Source organism: Mastigocoleus sp. MO_188.B34 (assembly GCF_030065675.1).
Classification (GTDB): Bacteria; Cyanobacteriota; Cyanobacteriia; order Cyanobacteriales; family Nostocaceae; genus Mastigocoleus.
Window position 1 is genome coordinate 44,070 of the sequence record NZ_JASJDK010000018.1, and the last position, 24,408, is coordinate 68,477.

Sequence of the window (24,408 nt, forward strand, 5' to 3'; positions counted from 1 at the left end):
ACAAACAGAAATGATTAATTGCTTTTTTATCCAAGGGAATAATCCACATCAAGAAGTCTACCAGAAATAGATCGTTGGGGAATGGATGAGCACAGATTGTTGGATGTATATTTGATTAGATAATATCCAAGGCAATTCACTGCCCAATTTTGCTTGGACCTTTGTTTTCTGGATTTGTTTTCTGGATTTGTTTTTCTTAGATTTATTTGGTTGGAATTTTAACTTTATATTTGGTCTTAGATTATTTTGCTTAATATCTTAGGAAAAAATTGCGATCGTTACTACTGTAAGGATTGGATTACACAAAAAGTTTAATCGTGTTTATCTAAATTTCATGAAGTCACTAATTTAGGTGATGAGATCGGACTAAGTTTTAGAGACAACTGTCGCACTCACATCCAATCTTCTTTGGAATAAAATACGCGGTTTAATCAGAATTTTGAACAATATCAACAGAGATTCCCATTCACCAGGGGTACACCGACCTTTCCACTGACCGGGACGACAGAATAACATTTTTACTAAACTGCGGTGTTGTTCAACGCTAACTAAGGGAAATTTAACTCTTACCGTAGGAAACTCATCTCTCGATCCGGTTTGGATGATTTGGGAGTCAAGTTGTAAATTTTCTTCAGCAATCTCTAGATTCATTAATTCCACTTGGGCTAAATCTATGGAAGGTTTTTGAGTTAAAGCAATTTCTGCACCCACCTCAGAAATCATGGTGGTTACTCCCCAAATATCTTGAGCTTGATGATTTTGCTGATTTTGATGTTTGAAGCTTAAACGTACTACTCTGCGTAGATCAAACCATTCATAAAGATCTGGTTTTGGAGCATCCCATAAGATTAGTAACGAAATACTCAACAGCAAAAGATTATATCCACTCCAAATCCAACCGAGATTCAAACCTTTGAAATGTTGTATTAATTCTGGTGTATTACTATTTTGCCAGAGTAATGACAAACACATTCCTAGATTTCGCCATAAACTAATAGCCGTAGCAATAAACAAAGTTATTAAGGGAAATGCTAGACCCCAATTAAAAATGTAGCGATTGTTAGCTGTTCCTTTGGGAGTAACTTTAAACCCTTTAGAAAATGGGTTAAGCATTACCTGAATAACCGTTAGCGCTAAAGGAAAAACCAGTACTAAACTGTAAACTTCAGAAAGAATTGCAGAACGCGAGCGATGATTTAACCAAGAAAATGCTGTTAATTGTACTAAATAAAAGGGTAAAAAGTAATATACTATTTCTTCTAAGGTTGCTTTAATTGGAATCACACCTAAAAAGGAGTAAGCTAACGGCATCATTAAAAATCCGATTCGAGAAATTACAGCAAACCAGTTAAGCAAACCTTCAAAATGAGCTATCCTTTGTATTGGTTTTAATCCACGAATTGTTAATGGATTAGATTTAATAAAAAATGCTTGGAGAGTACCTCTAGCCCAACGTATACGCTGAGTTGCATGAGCAGCTATATTTTCTGCAGCTAAACCAGCACTTAGTTTTTCATTTAAATAAATTAACCGGTAACCTCTCGCAGATAAATTAATTCCAGTGAAATAATCTTCACTCAAAGATTCAGTAACAAAACCACCAGTTTCTTGCAATGCACTGCGTCTTATGACAAAAGAAGTTCCAGCACAAACTACACTACCCGCTCCATCTTTAATTGGTTGAATTTGACGATAAAATATTTCTTCATCTGGGGTCACGACATTTTCTAAACCAAGGTTATAAGCGATGGGGTCAGCGTTATAAAAACTTTGAGGGGTCTGTACTAAGGCGATTTTTTCATCTTGGAAAAAACCAACGGTACGCTGGAGAAAGTTTGTGGTTGGGATAAAATCTGCATCAAACACAACAATTAATTCACCATCAGTTTTTGTCAGTGCATGATTTAAATTACCTGCTTTTGCATGACTATTATCGGGTCTGGTAATGTACTCACATCCTAACTCTGTAGCTAAAGCTTTCATTTGGGGACGTCGAGTATCATCAAGGAGATAAATTGTTTTATTTGGGTAATCTAGAGACTGACAACCAATTATGGTACGTCGAAGAATAAATGTTGGTTCGTTATAGGTAGGAATAAAAATATCAACTGATGGGATAAATTTTTCTTCAATAACAGCAATTGAATTAAGATCTGCTTCTCGACGCCGATCTTTGCTATTCAACATTAAAAATAACTGGATGCTCGTACTAGTAAGTACTAAAATTTCCAAGAAAAATAATCCCAAGCTGAATACACCATTCAGTGGGTCTACAAGATTAAGGGTAGATAAGGAACGCCAAAAAATATAACGAGCTGCTAAAACTAGTAAAATTCCAATTACTAGTCTTCGATTCCAAACACGTGGTTGAGGATAAATCTTCTTAATTCCCAAAACTATTAGTAATAAAGCCACAGTTGGGAACAATAAATATTTTCCTGCAACCATTGGTACCTCCAACCATAGAGGAGGATTTTCTTGTAAAAAGTTAATTTCAGCAAAAATGGCATTAATTCTATTTTCACCGCTAAACCAGGCAAAAACAATAACTGCAGATAAAATAAAAGTGACTAATAAAACTAATGTTGCCTTTCTAGGTTTAAAATAATATTTATGAGCTAGATAGTTTTTACGCTTTTTATTGACGTGTGTGAGTTTCATTTTACATTCCTTTAAATCCAGGTTTATCAATTATTTCTAATCGAACTTCTTCAGTTTTTTTGATTTGCAATCTAGACTGGCGTCGGATACCGATTTGATTGAGAAATATTCCAAATAAAACGATACTTCCGCCAATATATTGGGCAAGGGTTGGAGCTTCTCCTAAAATTAAATAAGCTGCTAATATACCTGCTACTGGTGTAAAAGAACTAACTAAAGAAACATCAGATGGTGTAGAATTTTTCAAGCCACTAAACCAAGCAAGTTGTCCTAAAACAACAATTACGGCAGCATAAATTAGCATCCATTGCCATAGGAAGGGTGAAAAAATATCCATAAAATGCTGGGGGCTAAAGAAGTATATTGCTGTGACAAAAAAGACAACTGTTGCGATCGCAGTTCGGAATACACTAAAAATTCCTAAAGGTATTTGCTGTAGTTTTGCTTGACTGACAATTGTGGAGATCGCTAGAGCAAAAGCAGCAACAGCAGTCATTATTTCTCCAACACCGACAGAGATAAAATTCTCCGGACTCATCATGTTTTCCCACATACCTTGAAGAAAAACTGTGGTAAATACTCCAAATAGAGAAATAATTGCACCAGTAATTGTCCAAATATCAACTCTGGCTCTGAGTAATAAAATAGATAAAACTAATGCTAAGGGTGTTTCAATCCGCCCAATTAACACTACATTTGTCACCATTGTTCGAGAAAGAGCCTCAAAAATTAATCCTGGTGCAACGGCTCCGGATAAAATAGCAACAACAGTCATGCTCAGCCAATTTTGAACAGAAACTTGTTTACAATTACTAATAGTTAGTTGTCGTCGATAAACAAGAATTAATAATAATAAAGCACAAATATTACCAGCAAATAAAACATTACAAGAAGAAATTGGATTTCTCCCATCAACAAGATTTTGGGCTCCGAGTTCAGTTAATTGACGAGTAATTGCGTTCGCAGCACCAAATATTAACACTGCAATCCATAAATAAATTTTTCCTGGGGTACCACCGATAAAATTCGAGACTTGGGAAATTATTCTGCTCATGATTTGTTTGAATTATTCTAATCATGGGTATTCTAAGATGATTTCAATGGCTAATAATTAATTTCCACAAAAATATGTAAAATGTAGAACAGAGAAAATATACATATATGTGCGAGAAAAACTGATACGATTGCTAGTTATATATTTCAGGCATCTATGTTAGCCAAAGCACGTTTAAATATGTAGTATAAAATTAGCCGCGAAGCCGTACATTAAAATGAGATTAAAAATCAATCTCAGAATTGGTAAAAATTTTTAGCAACTTCTCAGCCTATATTAATTTTGCTATAGCTACAAAGCTTTAAAGTGTAATCATGAACCGATGTGAGGACACTAAACAAATGAAGCTTAAATCCTTAGTTTTAGTAGGTTTTGCAACTTTATTAACAGTTGGATGCTCTGCGCAAGAAGCATCTCAAAAACCAGAAACTGAAGTAGCAAATCAAGCTCAGACCCAAAAAACAGTCGCAGCAAACACTTCTACTTCCGCTGTTGATACTATATCTGGAACATTTAAATCTGCAGAACATCCAACCCAGGGTGAAGTTAAAGTGGTAACAGAAAATGGCAAAAAATACCTGGAGTTCGATGGGAATTTCAAGACAGATAGCGGTCCAGACCTGTTTGTAATTTTACATCGCAACGATACATTACCAATTACTGGTATTAAGGAGAAAGATTACGTCAGTATTGCACCATTGAAAAATACTAGCGGAACTCAACGTTATGAAATACCGGTAAATATAGATCTTTCAGAATTTAAATCAGTTGCAGTTTGGTGTCGACAGTTCAATGCAACTTTTGGTTATGCACCTTTTAAAGTCTAATCTAAACTATATTTATTTCTTATCGATTTAGTCTTTTAATAACAGCGATCAGTTGCTAATTTAAACTCAAAAGTTAACTATCTATCAATCTAAATTTTCTTCAAAGCAGGGTACATCTTTAATTAAGAGCTTAGAATCGGCTTTTTCGTAATATGTTGTGAAATGTAAAGTTTTTGTTTACTTCGCTTACTTACAAGTTTCTATATATAGTATTTTTCTTTTATTCCAAGTTTTGAAGTTCTAAATAAAGTTCTAAATTTGGAATTAGGAATTGAAAATTCAGAATTGTAGCTTTTAAGCTCTGTAGTTATAAAAAAATTTATACAGAATCAATAAAAGTACATTTTTTCAGTTCACAATCGACCAGAATACAAAAATTACATAGGGGTTTGGACAAAATATCAGCATGGAACTTACAGATTTTATTTCTCTCATACATCCTGCTCTTGCAGTAATTTTCGTATTTCCACTTATTGGTAATGTTTCTAATTTTGCATGGCAAGCTCGCCAGCGCCGCTTACAAACAGCAGACAAGAAAAAGAGTAAAATACCCGCTGTCGCTGGTCCAGAACACAGACGTTTTGGTAATTGGTTAACAGGTTCTGTTGTCGGACTGACTTTGATTGGTTTAGCCTACCCAATTTTTGCAGACAATATTATTAAAAATAAATTGTGGGTTAAAGCACCATTCCAAGCAATATTTATTGTCTTAATGTTTGTTGCAACTATTACTTCTTTAGTCTTTTTATATAAAGCCAAGCAGCCATTATGGCGAGGGATTTTTGCAACTTTAACTGGTGCGGGTTTAGTAATTCTTGGCTCTCAAGATGGTGTATTTCGGCGTACTAATGAATGGTACTGGTCACACTATTACTATGGAATTGCAGCAGCACTGTTAATGGTTTTTTCTCTAGCAATTGTGCCAGAAATTTATCGCGATCGCAAAAATCGCTGGCGGATAATTCATACTATTCTAAATACATTTGCATTACTGCTGTTTATTGGTCAGGGTATGACAGGAGCAAGGGACTTATTAGAAATTCCTTTGAGTTGGCAAAAACCTTATGTTTTTCAGTGTGATTTTCAAAATAAAACATGTTTGCCAAATGATCCACCTAATCAGCAGTCAATGCTGAATATTAACAGTAATAGCAATTACTAGATTTGCTTTGGCATATTTTATTTGCTCCTCACAAACCTTCAGAGACGTTATATACAACGTCTCTATCAATTAATAATAATTCCAAGAAAATCTCACATAAAGTCAACCATTAACTTGCCAAATAAAGTAGTTAAAAACTTGAGAGATTATCTGATTAATTTTAGATAAATTATAATAACATTTACTGACATTGAGTACAATTTAAGTTAAGAAGGATGCACTACAAATAACATTAATTAATTAAACATGAGCTTATAAGTATTATGAGATTGATTAATTTTTTGGGATTATCACAAGTATTAACAATAAATATATATCTCAAAATCAATATATATCTCAAAACTCAAGCTCAATAGCAAAATAATAGTAGCAGCAAAATAGTGAAAAATTTTAGTAAACTCTGGAGAACAATTGATTCATCTTCTTTACGTTTTCGGTTAACAGCTGGGATCGCAATTCTATCGACTGTAGCTTTGGGAGGTCTGGCTGGTTTAACTAGTTGGAGAATGCAGCAAATCTTGGTTGAATCTCACAAAGATAACGTTCAAGAAATTAATAACAATATCCCACGCGATATAGAAACTTATGGGGAAATGCAAATGTTGTCTCAAAAAGAAGCATTGCAAAAAGCAGTTGATAAGTCAACTATTAATAATACATTGATATGGGTTATCAATTCTGATGATAAAGTTATTGCACAGTCAAAATCTTTGGATAAGTTTTCAAAGCTAAAGCAATCTCAGTTAACTGGTCTAAAAAACGCACCTTTATTACCAGAAATCCGTCAGTTAAGCGATCGTTACTTTATATGGTGTGGAACTCCTCTGAAAGATAGTAGAGGAAAATCGTTGGGTAATTTATTTGTGATGCATGATATTACTCGCGATCAAACAATGTTTGTTACACTTGTGCAAAATCTTTCTGTTGCAAGTGCGATCGTAATTATTGCAATTTCAACGATTATTGCATTTTATATTAGACATTCTCTCAAACCTTTGCGTCAGTTAAGTCATATGACAGAGGTGATTTCTGTCGAAGATTTAGGTAAAGGACATCTATATTTGGACAATGCACCCAGTGAAGTGAGGGAATTAGCTAAAACTTGTAATATGATGCTTTCACGTCTTTCCGATTCTTGGGAAAAAGAAAGACAATTTGTGAGTAATATTTCCCATGAGTTACGTACTCCACTGGCGATTGTTCACGGATATTTGCAAAGTGTATTACGACGCAAGCAGAATTTAACTGAAACCCAAAAAGAAGCTTTAGAAACTGCTGCTTCTGAAGCAGAAACCACTATTCGTTTATTGGAAGATTTATTAGAGTTAGCGCGTGCTGATAGCGGTCATTTGCATTTGAAAATTCAATCTTGTGTGTTAAATGACATTATTGTTGAAGTGGTAGGAATGGCGCGTCAACACAGTGATAGAGAAATTAATATTAGGGCTGAGGATACTATCATTGAAGTTAAAACAGACTATAGCCGTCTCAAACAAATATTATTGAATTTAATTGATAATGCGGTTAAGTATTCTCCCGAAAGTCAGCCAATTACTGTAAGTCTTTCAAAACAAGAACAAGAAGCAATCATCCAGGTTTGCGACCAAGGTTATGGTATTCCTTTACAACATCAATCGCGGATTTTTGAACGCTTTTATCGAGTAGATGAAGCACGTAATCGGGCTGGTGGAACTGGTTTAGGTTTATCTATTGTTAAGACTTTGGTGGAGCAGATGGGTGGTAATATTAGTGTGCGCTCTAAGCAGGATGAAGGAAGTACTTTTACAGTTAGTTTGCCGGTTTAGATTTTCCGTTGATGTTCTCCTTCAGTAAAATTAAAATAAATTTTAGTTCGTATTATGTCTGTCAAATTATTTAATCAGACGTCATCTACGAAATCAAAAGATTTGTTTGAAAAAATATTGGATTATCAAGCTCGTAGAAACGTAGACTGCATCGCTTCTAAAACTGACAATATTATTGCGATCGTCGCCGTTGACATCTTCAATCTGATACGAAAACTCTTCAAAGCTCGATCGTTCTCTACTAATAGTAAAGTTCTCTTCTTTAGTGTTTAATTTTACATTTATATATTGATAACTTATTAAGTTTAGTGTATTCTTAACAGCGTGTTGAGCGTTTTTGCACGCGTGCAGGGCACAAACGACACCACTTCCCAGAACCTTGAAAACCCTATAACTTCGTTGACTGGTGTCGATAGCTTATGGAGCAAGGTTTCCAGGTTGCAAAATCGACTAATTTTTAGAAGTTTTTTAACGTTTTTCAGACTGGTGTCGATTGGGGTATGCCAAACCCGCTCACAGTAAGACTTCCAAGAGTGAACTCTTTCCGATCACATCTCCCCGCAAGGGGATGGAAACCCCCAATGGGCGATGGAACGACTGCCATAATATTTGCTTTCCGATCACATCTCCCCGCAAGGGGATGGGTGCGACTGTCAGTCGCACATGAGAGCGAGTAGCTCAGAACTACTCCTGGTTAATGTCTGAACCAGTACCCGCCCGAAGGGGCACCACGGGTAACTATGGTGTCTCAGAGCTAGAGGGAAATGCGTAAAATCTACGAGCCGTATTGTGGAGGTAATGCTAGGGTAAAACCATTTATGGGTTAACGAAAGTGAACCTTTGACGAGGCACCGTGATGAGGAATTACCGAAATCGGCTGAAACGGTAAATGAGGTTAGATATTCCGCCCTGTCCTCGGAATATAGGACATCGAACAACCTCCGGTGTATAGAAGGAACCCAGAATGGTTGTATCTCTTGTGTGTGATATGAAGGAACCCCAATGGGGTCTTACAACTAGAATCCACGTTGTAAGTAGAGATATGGGCTATCCAGCTTGAATTCCCCAGTGGGTGTAAGACGCTACAAGAAGCGAAAGCTGCCACGCCCAACGGTAAACAGGAAATCATAACTGGGTAGATAGGTCAAATGACCAATCCGAAAGGATGCTGACGTGTAGCGAGTGAATCCCTTGGATTCTATGGTAAAGAAACCAAACTTTTTGGGAAAAGTTGGATGCAATCTGGAATTGTGAACGTAACCAAAAGGACTACGGACTGGAACAGCATTGAGTGGAAAAATGTTAACCGCGTAGTCAGGCGACTTAGACAAAGAATTTTCAAGGCGACCAGAAACGGTGACTTGAAGAGGGTTCGCAACCTTCAGAAACTACTAATGCGTAGCTACTCTAATATTGTACTTTCTATTAGACGAGTCACACAAATCAATTCAGGCAAGAAAACTGCTGGTGTGGATAAATTACTAGTTTTAACACCAAAAGCAAGGGGAACATTGGCAGATATTCTAGCAATGCGCCTAGCTTGGAAAGTATTACCAGTAAAACGAGTTTATATCCGTAAATCCAACGGGAAACAACGCCCCCTCGGAATTCCATGCATCATCGATAGGTGTTTACAAGCTATTGTTAAAAATGCTCTGGAACCCTATTGGGAAGCTAGATTCGAGCGTACATCCTACGGCTTCCGCCCTGGGAGAGGGGTACATGATGCGATAGAAAGAATACATTCAATGTCCAAAGCTAACTCAACAAAAACTTGGGTGGTGGATGCAGATATTGAAGGTTGTTTTGATAATATTGCACACTACCCTTTACTTAAAGCCATTGGTAACTTTCCTGCAAGGAAGTTAATTCAAAAATGGTTAAAGGCAGGATACGTAGATAAGGGCGTTTTTCACGATACAGCCAAAGGAGTACCTCAAGGCGGGATAATTAGCCCGCTTCTTGCAAATATTGCTTTGCATGGTATGGAATCAGCTCTCAATATTAGATACAGCAAACACGGTCATACTATCGGCAGTCGCGGTATCTGTAGATACGCTGATGATTTGGTAGTTTTCTGCAAGAGTCAGGAAGACGCTTTGAGAGCGGTTGATGATTTGTCCTGCTGGATGAAAACTAGGGGTTTGGCTTTATCTAAGTCTAAAACCAAAATTGTTCATCTAACTCAGGGTTTTAACTTCCTAGGCTTTAACATCAGATGGTACCAAGACAAAAATACCAAATTAGGTCGGAAAGTACTTATTAAGCCTAGTAAAGAATCTTTGCAGAATGTACGTAACAATATCAGACAAGTTTGGCTGGAGAATAAAAGCAATAATGTGAATTATTTGATAGGCAAACTCAACCCGATTATTCGCGGTGTCGCTAATTATTATCGTACAGTGGTTTCCTCACAGATATTTCACAAGTTAGACAGATGGATGTATGTGAGAGAAAAGAGGTACGCCAAAAGAATGCATCCAAAGAAAAGTTCCGGGTGGCGTAAATCTAAATACTGGGGACGACTAAACCTAGACAGAAATGATAACTGGGTGTTCGGAGATAAACCAACAGGTCAGTTTCTTTTCAAATTTAGTTGGTTCAATATTAAGAGGCACACTTTAGTCAAAGGTGATGGTTCTTATGATAACCCAGAATTGAGGGAATACTGGGAGTTGAGAAGAAAACGAAAATCTCACAACCTAATTCCTTCTTACCAAAAACTTGCTCAAAAGCAAGGATACAAGTGTCCAGTCTGTGGGGAATCATTATTTAATGATGAACCCATAGAAAAACATCACAAAATACCTCGCTCTGAGGGTGGTAAAGATTCTTACGCTAATTTAGAATTGATGCATTACTTCTGTCATCGACAAGTACACTCAGTAGGGCTTAAGCGTGAAGAGGAGGTGCTTGTGCAGAATAACCATGAATCGAATACAGTTTTTGGAAGCGTTAGGATTGGCTAAAGCCGGATGCAGGGTAACTTGCTTGTCCGGTTTGTCGGGGGGAAAGGGGTAGCGATATCCCCGCCCCACCCATTAAACATTTCTCAGATTTCTGTATACATACTCTCTTGCATCTTTCTTTCCGATCACATCTCCCCGCAAGGGGATGAATGCAAAAGTTTGTCGCTGTGTGGAAGGTGGGTATTTTGCAACGGATGGGTTAACTCTTTGGGTAATTATGGGAAAAACGGATGTCTATGTGTTTTATCCGCTATTAATGCTTTTATTTTTTGATAATCCAATCCTATCCGTTGTTAATATTTCCCGCATCATTGGAATAACAACCTGATATTTCTATTATCCAAATTTTTTAGTTTTTTCAGGTAACTCTTAGCCGATCCTCAGTTACCAAAAATATTGTTGAAAAATATTTAATCATCTTCATACTCAGCCCAAGAATTAGGGGTTTCCGAAACTGAAACCTTGAGTTTCACATCCGCAGGTAAAATTTTCTTAGTTTGATCGTAAATATATTTAGCAATCATCTCGGCAGTAGTTTCATACTCCGGAGGCATGACTTCATTTAAAAGACAGTGGTCGAGTCCGCCTTTGCTGACATCTTTTTTCGCCCAGCGCAGCGTCCTAAAATCAGCAACCATTACCGGATGAGGACAGTATTCTGAAGTGTGTAGCTCGGATGCAGTAGCTTCCATTTTTACAGTGTAATTATGTCCGTGCATCCTACCGCAAGGCCCATCATAATCTTTAATATAGTGGGCACTACTAAAGGAAAATTCTGTTACTAGTTTCCATTTGGGCATTACGATTCACCTCCTAGGCAATGAAATGGTAAGCAACCATTGTATGCCCATTTTCATTTTATCTCAGTCTATATTGACCAAAAATAATAGCGTTGCCGAAAAATAAAATTTTATAACCGACAACTTTAGCTCATAAGGACGTGACGTTAGCCATAAACTGGTAATAGCAATTCTGAAATTTAGAATGGTGCGTTACGCTTACGCTAACAGCACCCTACTGATAATCGTGACTGTAAATCTCAAAATTGGCGATAAATTTCCTGACTTCCAATTACCAAGTCATACAGAAGAAGAAATCCAACTCTCCCAGTTAACTCAATCAAGCATAATGGATAAGCATCTGGGGTTTTTTGATGGTTATCCATTAATTGTTGTTTTCTATCGCGGTTTCTTCTGTCCCCGTGACCTCCAGCAAATGCGTCAATTGGTGCAGTTTCAAGACGAGCTAAAAGTTAATTATTGTCGATTAACCAGCATAAGTGTAGATCCACCCATTGTCCAAGCAGCTTTTCGCGCTGGATTGGGTGCAGAATGGACTTTTTTATCCGATCGCAAACGGGAAGCGATCGCACAACTCAACATAATTGATGAAACGGAAGGGGAATATGCAAACTGCGCTCAACCCTACACCTTTGTACTGCGACCGGACTTAACAATTCACAAAATATATAACGGTTGGTTCTTTATTGGAAGACCGACTTTAGAGGAACTCCGTTTAAATCTGCGGGAAATCATGGAAACCTTCAGTAATTATCGTTATGAAGCTTATAACACCCCTGAGGTCAAAAAAATTCGCATTCCCCAACAAGAATGGGGAGATGATTTACCTGTAGTCGGTGCAAATGGATCTCAAGTCGGACATGGTGTAGTGAGGGAATTTAACTTACAAACCGGAAATGGAACGATTCTTCAAGATGATGGTGAAATTATATTTTTTAACTTCACTGCAATTCCTGGTAAAGGTTATCGCACGATTCAAGCAGGTACTCAGGTGATATTTGAGGTTGTTAATAGTAGGCTTGGCTTAACAGCACGAAACATCCAAAAGCCTACGCCGTGAAGGTTTGATGAATTTGCTACTAGTTCCGAAAAAATATCCGGAGTCACGTCAGTAGGAGATGTAGTTATATATCAAGGAAAGATTCCAACTTAGAACCACTAATCAACAAATCACAACTGCATAACTTTAGGCAATCAAACCTATATATAACTAGAAAGCGAAAAACATCTAATCTGAAAATCAGTCTCAAAGTCAGAGTTAAATAAATTGCCCTCTGAAGGCTGATAACTAAGAACGAAGTAATTCATCACTAACAAATATTAACTCTAAAACTCCCACACTGGGGAGAAGAATTATTATGACTGCTTTTACACAAATTTGCCAAAAACATGACTTACTTTATCCCGTTCGTCAATGGTTAGAATCTATCGATATCCATAATCCTACACTTGCACATTTCCTATGTAAAATAGTTCCTTCACAATGTCCATTTGAAAGAGATGTAGTACTTTTTGGTCGCAAACTATTTCATATCCCACCAATGTGTAAGTTAAATCCTCTTTACGAACAAGTAGTAACTTTACGCTTTAAAGCTCTATGTTACCTTGCAGATGAATGTGGAGAAGATGTTACAGCTTATTGTTAGGAAGAAGTGGGTAATTTAATACTTATAATTGTTCCTAACTCTGCGGCTGAAATAATTGATAATTCTCCATTATGTGCTTCTATTATACGTTTAACTATTGCAAGTCCCAGTCCAGTCCCAGAGGATTTTGTCGAGAAGAAAGGTTGAGTTAGTTTGGGCAAAACCTCTGCAGGTATTGCCTCTCCACCATTATGAATCCTAATATATACTTGTTGATCTTGAGTTTGGTACTCTATTTGTAATTTAACAGTATCCCCAACATTAATTGCTTCATAAGCATTACGCACTAAATTTATTAATACTTGTTTAATTTTATCTTCATCTCCCATAATCTTTACGACTGAATTGGCAGGTAAAAACTCAAGTTTTCTCCCTTCCGCTTCTGGCATTATTTGTAGCGCTACTAATAAATTCGTAATTAGTTGGTTAATATCAATTGGTATAAGTTCTAAGTTTTGAGGCTTAGCGTAAAGTAATATTTCTTTTAATAATCTTTCTAATCTATCTGCTTCTTCTAAAGCTAAACATAATCTTACTTGAGCAGGTTCTGATAAATCTAACTTTTTAAAAAAATTCAAACCCATTTTCATGGTTGTAAATGGATTACGAATTTCATGAATAATACCTGAAGCAAATTCACCAATCGCAGCTAATCTTTCTTTTTCGACAAGCTTCGCTTGAGCTTGTCTTAACTGTTCTGTTCTCCGGGCTACTTCTGCTTCTAAAGCCTCATTAAATTGCCGCTGTTGCTGATAAAGTTGATAATTATCAATTGCTGTCGCCGCACGTTCAGCAAAGAGTTGAGTAATTTCTAATTCCTCGTCAGAAAAATTACGTGGTCGCTTATGAAAAGAACATACCGTTCCAATAACTTCACCCTTCGAAGTTTTGAGCGGTATCCCCAAATAAGCACGATACCCATCCGGTCCCACACCGTATTCGCTACAAACTTGAGTATCTTCAACGATTAAATTTTGTTTGTTTTTAACAACTGTTCCAGATAATTGACCATGCAGTGAATAGGAATTATGCTCTTTTCCCATATCAATACTACTGGCTAGTATCTTACCGGAACCCCGGTGGCAAATTGTAACTACAGATAGATCTATTCCAATTAATTTACTTACACCACAGGCTATTTCTTTAAGGTATTCTGGTAGCTTTCCATCTCTATAACTTAAAGATGATAGCATTGCCAATGCTTGCTGCTTTCGCTGTCGTTCCCCTAGTTGCAAAAATAGAGAATTAAAAAACATTGAATAATCCTTAACTTAAATTACTGATAGATTTTTATACAATAAAATTTAATTTTATTGTTTAGCAAGACAACTACACAATTGTTCTATGTACCGATAAATAGTTAGGGAGGTAGTGAGTAAATAATAGTGTTAACTGTTTGCACTTGTTGTTAAACATTATTGATAATCATCCGTATTCCACACACTTGACACTAAGATATGTGTGAAATTCTATCCCCTACATTTCCATCTCTTACAATGCGATGTAATTCGATGGTTTACAATTCGATGGTTTATAATTCGATGCCTTACAGTTCGATGTCTTACAGTTCGATGTCTTACAAAATATACGAGTGCAATCTAAACTTTGGATTTCTATATCAGTCTCCGGTTAAATTGCAATCAAAAATAATATTGGAATATTCTTAGTTAGCGCCCTTGCTGCATTTACTCCTACAAGTATTGGGTTAATTAGAGAGTAAGAGCATACCCTCAGCTATGTCTTGAGTCTGATAGTTTTACCTATCTTTAACATTCAAATTGCAAAGTACAAGTACCCCAAGACATAAATACACATAAAAAACTATAAACATGATAAAGATTATTTGATATTGTTTGAGATTGTTTTGAACTGGTAGTAGAAATGTATACTTTTTATTTGAGTTGAGAAGTCACATTTCAATACTTAATTGAAAAAATTGAAAATAGGAAAAAATATTAAACTCCCATGACGGCGCACATATTATTAGTCGAAGATGAAGTCAAGTTAGCTCGATTTGTGGAATTGGAGTTGAGCTTCGAAGGTTATCAAGTCAGCGTCGCTAACGATGGTCTGAGTGGGTTAACGATGGCGCGGGAATCTCATCCAGATATAGTGATTTTGGACTGGATGTTACCAGGAATGTCAGGGGTCGATATTTGTCGTCGTCTGCGATCAACTGGGGAAAAAGTTCCGATTATTTTGCTGACAGCAAAAGATGAGGTGAGCGATCGGGTAACAGGTTTAGATGCAGGTGCGGACGACTATGTTGTCAAACCTTTCAGCATTGAGGAGTTATTAGCCAGAATTCGCGCCCATCTGCGTCGCAACCAAGAAGAAGATGTAGATGTTTTACTATTCGAGAACTTGAAGTTAAATCGTTCTACCCGGGAAGTATATCGAGGAACCCGTCAAATTGAACTAACCGCGAAAGAATTCGATCTGCTCGAACATTTAATGTCACATCCACGCCAAGTTATTACACGCGATCGCATTCTTGAAGAGGTTTGGGGTTATGACTTCATGGGTGACTCCAACATCATTGAAGTATACATTCGTTATTTAAGATTAAAGTTAGAAGCTAATAGTGAAAAGCGGCTTATTCAAACTATCCGAGGTGTTGGTTACGTACTAAGAGAATGAAACTAATTCGATAATTAAAATTACCATCAATAATCCAATACTGAGATAAATGTCTTTAATTCCCTGATAAATAGGTTACTAGTAGTTTTGTTCAAACAATCAGAAGTATACTAAATAACAATTGAAAGGAGAACATAAATAATTTAATCTGTACCAAAGTCAATTCTCAGGAAAAACTCATAAAACTGAGAAGCATTTGTATTTAAATAAAAATAGCTCTAAAAGGTACTTAAATATCCGTAGTCCTTGCGAATCAATCTTAAAGCAGTGTGTTTATCTGCTTTGAGTTTTTTTTATGTGCCAAAGAACCACCAATAGCAGCAAAAAATCATACAAGCAACCACTTAAGATAGATCTAGTACCGCTGTGCGGAAGTCAAAACAGACCGCGTCCTTACGGACGAACAAAAGTCATTAGCAGCTAGCGTAAGCGTACCGGATCCGTAGGTAGCGCAGCTAGAGCCTACGGCGACGGCGGAGCCTCTAGCTATAGGTATTGCGTGTCCGTAGGACACAATTCATTAGCGTACCGTAGGTAGCGGCTCCGGATCCGTAGGTAGCGCAGCTATAGGTAGCGCAGCTATAGCTCTAGCATATCCGTAGGACATAAGTATTATATTATCTAACTTCTAGACTTTATGAATGGTTGCTTTGTTTCCGCCGACCCGTACTAGTATAAAGTGAATCTTAAGTTTAGTAGTTGAGAAGTAAAATTTCAGTTGAGATTGCAAGAGCATTATTTTGCAAGAATCCGCGATAAATATAGAACCAACGATGACTTATCTAGACACAGCAGCTCAATTCTACAGCGAAGTAGCACAAACACCAGAAGTCGGACTCTGTTGTGTGCAGAGTACACCGATGCAACTACCGGGACTCAAGATACCGCTACCAATACAGGAGATGAATTATGGTTGCGGTTCTACAGTTCATCCCGCAGAATTAGTTAACCAACCGACTGTACTATATGTTGGTGTTGGTGGTGGGCTAGAAGCTCTACAATTTGCCTACTTTACTCGGCGTCAGGGTGGTGTAATTGCAGTCGACCCAGTGTCCGAAATGCGTCAGGCTGCGGCACGCAATCTAGAAATAGCAAAGGCTGAAAACCCTTGGTTTGAGACTAATTTTGTAGATATTCGTTCTGGTGATGCTTTTAACTTGCCAGTTGAGGATAATTCCGTTGATATTGTAGCTCAAAATTGCCTTTTCAATATTTTTGAACCAGAGGATTTAGCTCGGGCTTTAGGGGAAGCTTATCGCGTATTGAAACCAGGTGGACGTCTGCAAATGAGCGATCCGATCGCGACTCGTCCAATTCCAGAACATCTACAGCAAGATGAGCGCTTAAGAGCTATGTGTCTTTCAGGTGCACTCACCTATGAAAAATATGTTCAACGTATAATTAAAGCAGGTTTTGGTCAAGTAGAAATTCGCGCCCGTCGTCCCTATCGGTTGTTAGATCGAGAGACATATAATTTATCAGAAAATTTGCTGTTAGAAAGTCTTGATTCTGTTGCTTTTAAAGTCCCAATTCCAGAAGATGGTGCTTGTATTTTTACCGGTAAAACTGCAATTTATGCTGGTTCTGAAGAATATTTTGACGATGGAGCGGGACATATTCTCCAAAAAGGAGTTCCTGGAGGAGTTTGTGATAAAACTGCAGCCAAGCTGTCAGCTTATGCACCACAGATTATGGTAACTAATTCCACTTGGCATTACGATGGTGGTGGTTGTTGTTAATAAAAATTACTGAAATCTGTAGAAATTCTAGAACCAGGTGTTGAAGTTTAATAATTAACACTTACCCTAAGAAAAGTTGGGTACTAGAACTTCCCAACCAAAGGTATAGATAGATTGACTATAGATTGATGAATAAGGGCGTATCTCTATGCGCCCCTATAGATACCATCAGTAAATCATCATATAAATTGTTCAGTAAATTCCTTACTGCTAATTCAGCATAATAAATTTTCATAAATTGCTAACCAATAACTGCTAACTGTAGCCCGTAAGGGCGTGGCGTAAGCCATAAACTGTTAACTGTTAACTGTTAACTGATAAATGATAACTGAAAATGATTAAGACAACAATTACACCTTTTGATAAAAAACTTGATTTTCCACTAACAAAAAAAGCAATTACAGTTTTGCAAATCAACCTTGGTCGGCGCTGTAATCTTGCTTGTAGCCATTGTCATGTAGAAGCAGGTCCAAAACGTACGGAAGAGCTTTCTCCAGAAATTTGTCAACAATTAGTTGAATTAATTTACAAATTTCCTCAAATTAAAATCGTTGATTTAACTGGTGGTGCACCAGAAATGAACTACGGGTTTAAATCTTTAGTTGAAGCAGCAAGAGAAAATAACAAGCAAGTAATTGTTCGCTCGAACTTAACTATTTATTTTGAAAATGGTTTTGATTATTTACCCAATTTTTTTGCTAAAAATCAAGTCAAAATAGTTGCATCTCTGCCATGTTATTTAGCAGATAATGTTGATAAAATGCGTGGTGATGGTGTTTTTGATGCTTCTATAAAAGCGCTACAGTGGTTAAATAAAGTTGGTTACGCAAAACAACCTAATTTGACTTTAGATCTAGTATATAATCCTCAATTACCCAACAGTGAAAAATTTTCCCTTACTCCAGACCAGGCTAAATTAGAACAAGATTACAAACAGTTTTTACAAGAAAAATTTGGTATTGTCTTCAATAATTTATTTACCATTACAAATTTGCCAGTAGGTAGAACTAAATTTCATTTAGAACGTAAGAAAATCTACGCTCCATATTTGCAATTTTTAGAATCTAGTTTTAATTCCAGTACAGTAGAACACTTAATGTGTCGGGATGAAATTTCAGTTGATTATCTCGGTAATATATATGATTGTGACTTTAATCAAATGATGAATCTACCTGCAAAAAACTTTGATGGAGAGATACTCACAGTTAAGAAATTATTGGAAGCAGATAATTTAGATTTAATTCACCAAGTGCAAACGGCTGCTTACTGTTATGGTTGCACAGCAGGTAGTGGTTCCAGTTGTGGTGGAGCTTTGTTGTAGGTGGCGATTGGCGTTAGCGGAAGCGTGGCGCTAACATTACTCATTACTCATTACTCACCACTCATCACCGTCTTACCTCAAAACCCTGTAACCCTTCTGGTTCAACATATTCAACACTAACATCCCAAACTACAGCAGAAGGTGATCCCTCATGACACCAGTTAATCATTTTTTCTACAGTTTTGTGATCGCCTTCAAAAATAGCTTCTACCCGACCGTCAGGGAGATTTTGCACCCAACCATTTATTTTCAACTGAGAAGCTTTCTTTGTTGTGAAATATCGATAACCAACACCTTGTACCTTTCCAGAAATTAATACATGGGTGCGAACTTGCTTTTGTGGTAATGAAGGATTTTGCATAACCGAAAAAAGACATCATATTGTACACGTAATACACAGTACAATAATTTTATATTCTATTTATAAATACCTTCTAAGTACTACTTCTGAATATTACTTCTGGATATTGGGACAGATTATTTCTTTTGGCTTAGTTGTTACACTATGCCAATCTGATATTAATCCTTGTAATTCGCCTCGTAACTCTAGCAAATCATCAATCTGTTTGTTAATGTCTTCTATTTTGTGTTTCAGTTTTTGTTGAATATCATCACAAGGTGGTTTTCCACCATCATAAACTTGAAGAATTTCACTAATTTCTTGCAAGCTGAGTCCTAAACTTTGAGCGCGTTTGATAAATGATAGTCGTTTAAATACCTCAGCAGAAAATAGACGGAAACCCCCTTCAGTTCGCTTCAAAGGTCGGATTAAACCAAGACTTTCATAATAGCGAATGGTACGAATGGGAATTCCAGTAATTTGTTGGACTTGACCAATTAAAAATAATGTTTCTTCTTTCATTTATATTACGTCAATATCCCACAGACATCATAGTTAATTCATATCCAAATCTTTACTTATCATCGCTCTAAAAATCCCTAATCCCTAGTCCCTAGTCCCCAATAATCAAAACATTAATAAACACTAAGCATTAAAAGACAAATAAATTAGCTGTCACAAAACAAAAAATATTTAAATGTATGATTTGTATCATTTTGAACGACAAATTAAAATTTAGAAAGTGTAAATGTCAGCTTTTCCCATCCTCATATTCTCCGGGAAGGACTCAGAGGTATCCCCCAAGAACGTTTGACCGATCCCCATATTGAATTTTTCGATAGAATGAATCCGGGACACCTAAATGGTGATGAATTGGTATGTTTGACAGAAATTAGCGAAACCAATTTAACCCCAGCAGGAAAACGAATGTGGTTCGCATCTGTAAGTTCATCCCCAGCAATTAAAAATTCAACCTTAAGAATTCCCGCTTAAAAATAAATTATAGGAAATGTTGAAGTATGTGGCGTTGAGTCGTTCAAGGAGAAAAAACTTAAATTTTATAGCAGAATTCAGGAGTTAGAATATGATTTGCGATGCTATGTGCAACGCAAGATGCACTTCGCACTCTATGTACTAATCCTCTATGTACTAATAGATTTCTATTTTGCTCAGATATCTGCTATAAATCCCAACACAAGTATTTCATCTCCAACCCAACTAAGAAAACGCCATTGTCAACGATGCATATCCGGGAACTCCGGTATTTTAAATGACATGAGTGTCAAATCGCAAACCATTAGTCTAAATCGTCAAACAACGACCTTTAATCATCCGAAACGTTTCATAGAAGGATGGTACTGGGCTATTCCTTCTCGTAAAGTCCGTAGATCTCAAGTCAAACCTGTTAACCTATTAGGAAAGGAGCTAGTAATTTACCGTGGTAAAGATGGTAAATTAGCATGCTTTGATGCCTATTGTCCCCATATGGGGGCTCATTTAGCAGAGGGAACCGTTGAAGGTAATGGACTGCGCTGCTTATTTCACAACTGGAAGTTCAATGCAAGCGGAACCTGTATTGATATTCCTTGTTTAGGAAAAAACATTCCCATCCAATTAAAAACTTGGCATGTTCAAGAAAAATATGGTTTGATTTGGGTCTGGACTGGAGATATTCCCAAACAACCCTTACCCTTTGTTCCTGAATTAGAGAACCATCGATGTGATAGTCTTCTTGGTTCCCACTTCGAGAAAAACTGTCACCCAAATGTGGTGATGATAAATGCAATTGATGCCCATCACTTCAATACGGTTCATAATCTACCATTAGAAATTATCTTCACCAAAGAACAACTCAATAAAAATGCTATTACTTTTAGCAATATTACCCGTGGTGGAGAAAATTCTTTCTTTATCAGATTGATTCGTCCTTTTTACAAAAATGCAGTCACCTACAGTATGTGTTACTGGTATGGAAGTACTGGTACGGTGACAGTGGGACCAGATTTTCTCCATTTTCACATTATGTTTGCCCTGCGCATGACTGAAAATGGAAAAACAGAAGGTCAAACAATCTTAATAACGAAAAAACGTCGGGGTATTCTTGGTTGGTTATTGAATCCAATCGTACTATGGCTAACAAAGATGGTAGGTAATTATTTTGCTAAAGGTGACACCAAAATTTTTAAAACAATTAAGTTTGATTTAAAAACTCCTCTTAAAGTAGACCACGCAATTCTTCAGTTTATTCATCACGTAGATAGTCAAAAAACCTTGGCTTGGGGTAGCTGGGAATTAATTGAAGATCGGTGGAAAGAGGAAGATCGAATCTGGAAATTAAAAGGAGAAGCAAACGATTAATAATTAATCTTCTAAAGCTAGTAGTTATATAGCAATATTTTTATCTTTATAACTACTAAATTATGACTACTTCTATCGAATAATTATTCATACAGGGTGACTTATTTAACAATAAAATCGTTGCGAAAACTGAAACCAAGTCGTTGAAAATTCGTCAGAAAATAATAATTGTTCTATAAAGAAACAATTGTTATCTCCTATGTCAAGAAGTGGAATTAAATTGTCATCTTTATTACTGAACTCCGTAGTTCTAGTAATTATGACGATTATGACGATCGAGATTGAAGAAAAGTCTGAATCGAACCACAGTATTACTAATTTAAAACCAAACTTGGCTAGTCTTTGTCCGATTCCAGATCCAGGAATATTCGCTGAGAAACCAAGTGATCGCGATGATTCTTTATCTGATAATGAACATCCAATGATTATACCGAGAACACCAGTAGTGAATGGAGAACAGGAATCTAACTCTGTCTCGAATAATGGGTGTTACCAAATTGCACAACATTCTCTATCTCGGAAATCTTTAAAGTCTAGAGCAATACCTCTAGAACCAAAATATAGACTATGAAGAATAAGAAATTCATAGTAACTTATAAGTCGAATATAAGTTAAAAATGTAAAATTACCAGGCTATTTTCAGTCGTAACAAGATACACAAGTAAATTACTTAAATTTGTCTCCATCATAAGACAGCTATTTTGGGATGAGAACATTCCCAAAAAATAGCTAATCATAAGTAAAATCCAATCAATATATTGGAATATTAAATATTCTGGTTTCGGAAAAAGTACAAATTCTTTAGGTTTATTTCCCAAATTTATTTTTTCAAATTATTGTTCTGAGTTATTTGTCAGAGTTTAAATACTCAGAAAAATTCAAATATTCATAAAAATATATGCTATGAATTTGTAATAAATACCATTTATTTAGATTATGGTGTTTTATAGCTTGTGCCTAAAATACTCTACACATTGAAAAAATATTTAAAGTTTATTATTTATTGGATTAAAAAATCATACATAAAAATCAATATAAATCAATAATTAAATAAAAAATTAATAAATATATTTTTCTAGGAAATCATGATTAATTATCAAGAAAATGAAACCTTAAAAAAACAAATAAGTAATCAAAGAACAGATAATCAAAAAACTCACCGTAAATTACAAATTAATTACAAACGTAATCAACAACAAGACCATACTAAGTTATTAGATAATACATCTGCCGATTTTAAATATCAAAAATGCAAACATGAATACTGGAATCCTGAAGAATATTCCTTGCTTTACGGTACACCTTTATGGGAAGAAGCAAGTAGTAGCCAAAGAATTATTCTCAATCAACTTTATTGGGTTGCGTATTATTCACAAATGATTTCTGCTGAAATAGCTACGATTTTTTTCAATCAAACAAGTGCTGCTGGACTTTATGCACAAGAGGAATTTCGTTCTGTTTGCGATATGCTTGACTTGGAGTTATCCCAAGAACGCGCCCATATCAATGCTTTTCAAACAATATCTAAACAAGTAGAACAAGTATTATTTAGCAAACAAGTGTTTGGCTATCCGATGCTAAGCCCCTATGCAGAAACTATGATTTTTGCTAATACTAATAATATCAAAACTTGCTGTAAAAAACTCCAACTACAAAGTTTTGGAATGCTATCAGCTGGAAATACTTTTTTAGCTTGTCAATATTTTACAGTCCGAGGTTTACGCACACTCAACGGTAAAATAATCCAGCACAAATTGAGTAACTATTATCAGAAATACTCCGAACCGGAAAAAGCTCCCATACCCTCAAAAATCTCTTACTACCATTTTATGGATGAGAGTTTTCATTTCAATAGTTCTACCATTATTTCTCAAGATGTAATTAAATGTCTTAAACCTCCAACTAATTTTGAGAAACTAGTTGCTAATTTAGGAATATATGGATGTCAAAAGGACCATTATCATTTTTTTGTAGCTGTTAACGGAATATTTTGGTACGATCCCGCTTTATATACAGCTATTTACCAAATTTTGCGATCGCCAGTTTTTGAGATGAGCGATACGGAAGCAAAAGAGACAATCCGACGTTGTTTTACCGAAGAAACTGAAGCGCTCCATCGCAGTTACCAAACTCATACCGAAGCAATGGAGTCCTACAAAGTTTATCTAAGAACCCTAGACTATGTTTGGAAAAGTAATCGCGAAATGTCTCTAATGAAGTCCAATTCTATTCCTAAATATCTCAAGACGCAAACAATAGCTTTTAGAAAATAGGTAAGAAGTAAGGAGTAATGAGTAACTGTTAACGGTTTTTGGAATAAATTAGCTCGTCCTTTTGTTCGTTGGAATGCTAAATATATTATTCATCAAGATATTCTTGCTTTGGGTATTCAGTGGGAAGTAATTGAAAAATATGGCGCACACTTCACCAATACTCCTGCTGATACCATTCATGCATTTGTTGAATCTATTCGCGATCGCATTTCTCAGGGAGAAGATCCAAGAAAACTACCATACAAACAGGTTTCTCTAGAATTTTGGGTTTAGAATTTTGAAGTTAAAAAATTAAAGTTAAATAATTGAATTTATAATTAGGAATTTTGGGTCTAGAAAATTATTTTTCCTAAAAAAAATCTCTATATTTCTGAAAAATTGAGAACTCAAAAAAAGAAGTGGCTTTGCCACTTCTCGACAATTCCCAGGTAGAACCTATTTAAAAGTATAGAGACTATACAACCAAGAAATCGTATAAATTGAAACTAATTTAGCAAAATGTTAGTATTCTTTACTTTTTTTACACTATTAGCCCTAATTGTGATAAGAAATAGACAATTAAATTTCCTACACGAAAAAACCAGTGAAGACTGGATATTAGATACATTGGGTCTATTGTTCCAGGGTATTGTGATTCCCCTGTTACAACTAGGAATTATTTACCAACTGTATCAAAAATTTGGCGTTGCATCATTGCGGGATGATATGGGATTTATTCTAAAGTTTCAAAGCAATTTAATTAAACCAATAAATTAATAATAAAAATTATCTTTTACAATTAAATAATTAAGGAAACATCCTTATTTTTTAAGT

General features: G+C 36.0%; 23 protein-coding genes. 16 read left to right on the top strand and 7 right to left on the bottom strand.

Annotation, left to right across the window (positions count from 1 at the left end; translation table 11 throughout):
• Positions 1–366: 366 nt before the first annotated feature.
• Together QNJ50_RS07085 and QNJ50_RS07090 are read right to left on the bottom strand one after the other, a co-directional pair.
• The gene (locus QNJ50_RS07085) at positions 367–2,661 is read right to left on the bottom strand and encodes a glycosyltransferase (RefSeq protein ID WP_300633570.1); all 2,295 of its coding nucleotides are present in this window, start codon (positions 2,659–2,661) and stop codon (positions 367–369) included.
• A 1-nt stretch (position 2,662) separates the two neighbouring features.
• Positions 2,663–3,715: a DMT family transporter gene (locus tag QNJ50_RS07090; RefSeq protein ID WP_300633572.1), complete on the bottom strand. Its 1,053-nt coding sequence runs from the start codon at positions 3,713–3,715 to the stop codon at positions 2,663–2,665.
• Between the two features lie 341 nt (positions 3,716–4,056).
• On the opposite strand from QNJ50_RS07090, the gene QNJ50_RS07095 reads away from it, so the two are divergent.
• The 4 genes from QNJ50_RS07095 to QNJ50_RS07110 all read left to right on the top strand — a co-directional run bounded on the left by QNJ50_RS07095 (position 4,057) and on the right by QNJ50_RS07110 (position 7,782).
• Entirely contained in the window at positions 4,057–4,542 is a 486-nt protein-coding gene (locus QNJ50_RS07095; RefSeq protein ID WP_300633574.1) for a DM13 domain-containing protein, read from the top strand.
• Between the two features lie 406 nt (positions 4,543–4,948).
• A complete protein-coding gene (locus QNJ50_RS07100; RefSeq protein WP_300633576.1) occupies positions 4,949–5,704 on the top strand; it encodes a DUF4079 domain-containing protein in 756 nt (251 codons plus the stop codon).
• 380 nt (positions 5,705–6,084) lie between these two features.
• Entirely contained in the window at positions 6,085–7,509 is a 1,425-nt protein-coding gene (locus QNJ50_RS07105) for a HAMP domain-containing sensor histidine kinase (RefSeq protein WP_300633578.1), read from the top strand.
• A 54-nt stretch (positions 7,510–7,563) separates the two neighbouring features.
• Positions 7,564–7,782, top strand: a complete 219-nt coding sequence (locus QNJ50_RS07110; protein ID WP_300633580.1) for a hypothetical protein — start codon at positions 7,564–7,566, stop codon at positions 7,780–7,782.
• A 205-nt stretch (positions 7,783–7,987) separates the two neighbouring features.
• On the opposite strand, the gene QNJ50_RS07115 is transcribed toward QNJ50_RS07110, so the two are convergent.
• Positions 7,988–8,113 carry a hypothetical protein gene (locus QNJ50_RS07115; RefSeq protein WP_300633582.1) on the bottom strand — a complete coding sequence of 42 codons (126 nt, stop codon included), beginning with the start codon at positions 8,111–8,113 and terminating at the stop codon, positions 7,988–7,990.
• Between the two features lie 631 nt (positions 8,114–8,744).
• On the opposite strand from QNJ50_RS07115, the gene ltrA reads away from it, so the two are divergent.
• Both ltrA and QNJ50_RS07125 read left to right on the top strand, forming a co-directional pair.
• Positions 8,745–10,478: a group II intron reverse transcriptase/maturase gene (gene ltrA / locus QNJ50_RS07120; RefSeq protein WP_300633584.1), complete on the top strand. Its 1,734-nt coding sequence runs from the start codon at positions 8,745–8,747 to the stop codon at positions 10,476–10,478.
• 145 nt (positions 10,479–10,623) lie between these two features.
• Complete coding sequence (locus QNJ50_RS07125; protein ID WP_300633586.1) at positions 10,624–10,806, top strand: hypothetical protein; 183 nt, start codon at positions 10,624–10,626, stop codon at positions 10,804–10,806.
• Between the two features lie 82 nt (positions 10,807–10,888).
• Here QNJ50_RS07125 and QNJ50_RS07130 read toward each other — a convergent pair whose 3' ends face one another.
• Positions 10,889–11,278: a 6-carboxytetrahydropterin synthase gene (locus QNJ50_RS07130; protein ID WP_300633588.1), complete on the bottom strand. Its 390-nt coding sequence runs from the start codon at positions 11,276–11,278 to the stop codon at positions 10,889–10,891.
• Positions 11,279–11,462: 184 nt separating this feature from the next.
• On the opposite strand from QNJ50_RS07130, the gene QNJ50_RS07135 reads away from it, so the two are divergent.
• The gene (locus tag QNJ50_RS07135) at positions 11,463–12,338 is read left to right on the top strand and encodes a redoxin domain-containing protein (RefSeq protein WP_300633589.1); all 876 of its coding nucleotides are present in this window, start codon (positions 11,463–11,465) and stop codon (positions 12,336–12,338) included.
• Positions 12,339–12,636: 298 nt separating this feature from the next.
• Positions 12,637–12,924 carry a Mo-dependent nitrogenase C-terminal domain-containing protein gene (locus tag QNJ50_RS07140; protein ID WP_300633590.1) on the top strand — a complete coding sequence of 96 codons (288 nt, stop codon included), beginning with the start codon at positions 12,637–12,639 and terminating at the stop codon, positions 12,922–12,924.
• Here QNJ50_RS07140 and QNJ50_RS07145 read toward each other — a convergent pair.
• Positions 12,921–14,180 (bottom strand): GAF domain-containing sensor histidine kinase, encoded by a 1,260-nt coding sequence (locus tag QNJ50_RS07145; protein ID WP_300633592.1) that lies wholly within the window; start codon positions 14,178–14,180, stop codon positions 12,921–12,923. The two genes, QNJ50_RS07140 and QNJ50_RS07145, sit on opposite strands and share 4 nt — an antisense overlap.
• 709 nt (positions 14,181–14,889) lie before the next feature.
• On the opposite strand from QNJ50_RS07145, the gene QNJ50_RS07150 reads away from it, so the two are divergent.
• The 3 genes from QNJ50_RS07150 (at position 14,890) to arsS (ending at position 18,624) form a co-directional block, all read left to right on the top strand.
• The gene (locus QNJ50_RS07150; protein WP_300633594.1) at positions 14,890–15,564 is read left to right on the top strand and encodes a response regulator transcription factor; all 675 of its coding nucleotides are present in this window, start codon (positions 14,890–14,892) and stop codon (positions 15,562–15,564) included.
• 773 nt (positions 15,565–16,337) lie between these two features.
• Positions 16,338–17,303: an arsenosugar biosynthesis arsenite methyltransferase ArsM gene (arsM, locus tag QNJ50_RS07155; protein ID WP_300633596.1), complete on the top strand. Its 966-nt coding sequence runs from the start codon at positions 16,338–16,340 to the stop codon at positions 17,301–17,303.
• Between the two features lie 334 nt (positions 17,304–17,637).
• On the top strand, positions 17,638–18,624 hold the full coding sequence (arsS, locus tag QNJ50_RS07160; RefSeq protein ID WP_300633598.1) for an arsenosugar biosynthesis radical SAM (seleno)protein ArsS: 987 nt from the start codon (positions 17,638–17,640) through the stop codon (positions 18,622–18,624).
• A gap of 64 nt (positions 18,625–18,688) precedes the next feature.
• Here the strand turns inward: arsS and QNJ50_RS07165 are convergent, their stop codons facing one another.
• Together QNJ50_RS07165 and QNJ50_RS07170 are read right to left on the bottom strand one after the other, a co-directional pair.
• On the bottom strand, positions 18,689–18,985 hold the full coding sequence (locus tag QNJ50_RS07165; RefSeq protein WP_300633600.1) for an acylphosphatase: 297 nt from the start codon (positions 18,983–18,985) through the stop codon (positions 18,689–18,691).
• 93 nt (positions 18,986–19,078) lie between these two features.
• A complete protein-coding gene (locus QNJ50_RS07170; protein WP_300633602.1) occupies positions 19,079–19,486 on the bottom strand; it encodes a heavy metal-responsive transcriptional regulator in 408 nt (135 codons plus the stop codon).
• 288 nt (positions 19,487–19,774) lie between these two features.
• Between QNJ50_RS07170 and QNJ50_RS07175 the strand changes: the two genes are divergently transcribed.
• From QNJ50_RS07175 to QNJ50_RS07195, 5 genes are all read left to right on the top strand, one after another.
• Complete coding sequence (locus tag QNJ50_RS07175) at positions 19,775–19,957, top strand: hypothetical protein (RefSeq protein ID WP_300633604.1); 183 nt, start codon at positions 19,775–19,777, stop codon at positions 19,955–19,957.
• Between the two features lie 282 nt (positions 19,958–20,239).
• Complete coding sequence (locus QNJ50_RS07180; protein ID WP_300633606.1) at positions 20,240–21,322, top strand: aromatic ring-hydroxylating dioxygenase subunit alpha; 1,083 nt, start codon at positions 20,240–20,242, stop codon at positions 21,320–21,322.
• Between the two features lie 268 nt (positions 21,323–21,590).
• Positions 21,591–21,893, top strand: a complete 303-nt coding sequence (locus QNJ50_RS07185; RefSeq protein WP_300633607.1) for a hypothetical protein — start codon at positions 21,591–21,593, stop codon at positions 21,891–21,893.
• Positions 21,894–22,407: 514 nt separating this feature from the next.
• On the top strand, positions 22,408–23,595 hold the full coding sequence (locus tag QNJ50_RS07190; protein WP_300633608.1) for a P-aminobenzoate N-oxygenase AurF: 1,188 nt from the start codon (positions 22,408–22,410) through the stop codon (positions 23,593–23,595).
• A gap of 108 nt (positions 23,596–23,703) precedes the next feature.
• Positions 23,704–23,868 carry a hypothetical protein gene (locus QNJ50_RS07195; RefSeq protein ID WP_300633610.1) on the top strand — a complete coding sequence of 55 codons (165 nt, stop codon included), beginning with the start codon at positions 23,704–23,706 and terminating at the stop codon, positions 23,866–23,868.
• Positions 23,869–24,408: the final 540 nt, after the last annotated feature.

What these genes read in the sequence shown, in the direction of transcription:
- arsS (WP_300633598.1), top strand. Translation starts at nt 17,638, where the DNA reads ATGATTAAGACAACAATTACACCTTTTGATAAAAAACTTGATTTTCCA.
- arsM (WP_300633596.1), top strand. Translation starts at nt 16,338, where the DNA reads ATGACTTATCTAGACACAGCAGCTCAATTCTACAGCGAAGTAGCACAA.
- QNJ50_RS07180 (WP_300633606.1), top strand. Translation starts at nt 20,240, where the DNA reads ATGAGTGTCAAATCGCAAACCATTAGTCTAAATCGTCAAACAACGACC.
- QNJ50_RS07170 (WP_300633602.1), bottom strand. Translation starts at nt 19,486, where the DNA reads ATGAAAGAAGAAACATTATTTTTAATTGGTCAAGTCCAACAAATTACT.
- QNJ50_RS07090 (WP_300633572.1), bottom strand. Translation starts at nt 3,715, where the DNA reads ATGAGCAGAATAATTTCCCAAGTCTCGAATTTTATCGGTGGTACCCCA.
- QNJ50_RS07150 (WP_300633594.1), top strand. Translation starts at nt 14,890, where the DNA reads ATGACGGCGCACATATTATTAGTCGAAGATGAAGTCAAGTTAGCTCGA.
- QNJ50_RS07140 (WP_300633590.1), top strand. Translation starts at nt 12,637, where the DNA reads ATGACTGCTTTTACACAAATTTGCCAAAAACATGACTTACTTTATCCC.
- QNJ50_RS07130 (WP_300633588.1), bottom strand. Translation starts at nt 11,278, where the DNA reads ATGCCCAAATGGAAACTAGTAACAGAATTTTCCTTTAGTAGTGCCCAC.
- QNJ50_RS07145 (WP_300633592.1), bottom strand. Translation starts at nt 14,180, where the DNA reads ATGTTTTTTAATTCTCTATTTTTGCAACTAGGGGAACGACAGCGAAAG.
- QNJ50_RS07115 (WP_300633582.1), bottom strand. Translation starts at nt 8,113, where the DNA reads ATGGCAGTCGTTCCATCGCCCATTGGGGGTTTCCATCCCCTTGCGGGG.
- QNJ50_RS07095 (WP_300633574.1), top strand. Translation starts at nt 4,057, where the DNA reads ATGAAGCTTAAATCCTTAGTTTTAGTAGGTTTTGCAACTTTATTAACA.
- QNJ50_RS07190 (WP_300633608.1), top strand. Translation starts at nt 22,408, where the DNA reads ATGATTAATTATCAAGAAAATGAAACCTTAAAAAAACAAATAAGTAAT.
- QNJ50_RS07125 (WP_300633586.1), top strand. Translation starts at nt 10,624, where the DNA reads ATGAATGCAAAAGTTTGTCGCTGTGTGGAAGGTGGGTATTTTGCAACG.
- QNJ50_RS07165 (WP_300633600.1), bottom strand. Translation starts at nt 18,985, where the DNA reads ATGCAAAATCCTTCATTACCACAAAAGCAAGTTCGCACCCATGTATTA.
- QNJ50_RS07100 (WP_300633576.1), top strand. Translation starts at nt 4,949, where the DNA reads ATGGAACTTACAGATTTTATTTCTCTCATACATCCTGCTCTTGCAGTA.
- QNJ50_RS07085 (WP_300633570.1), bottom strand. Translation starts at nt 2,661, where the DNA reads ATGAAACTCACACACGTCAATAAAAAGCGTAAAAACTATCTAGCTCAT.
- QNJ50_RS07135 (WP_300633589.1), top strand. Translation starts at nt 11,463, where the DNA reads ATGGTGCGTTACGCTTACGCTAACAGCACCCTACTGATAATCGTGACT.
- QNJ50_RS07185 (WP_300633607.1), top strand. Translation starts at nt 21,591, where the DNA reads ATGACGATCGAGATTGAAGAAAAGTCTGAATCGAACCACAGTATTACT.
- QNJ50_RS07110 (WP_300633580.1), top strand. Translation starts at nt 7,564, where the DNA reads ATGTCTGTCAAATTATTTAATCAGACGTCATCTACGAAATCAAAAGAT.
- ltrA (WP_300633584.1), top strand. Translation starts at nt 8,745, where the DNA reads ATGCAATCTGGAATTGTGAACGTAACCAAAAGGACTACGGACTGGAAC.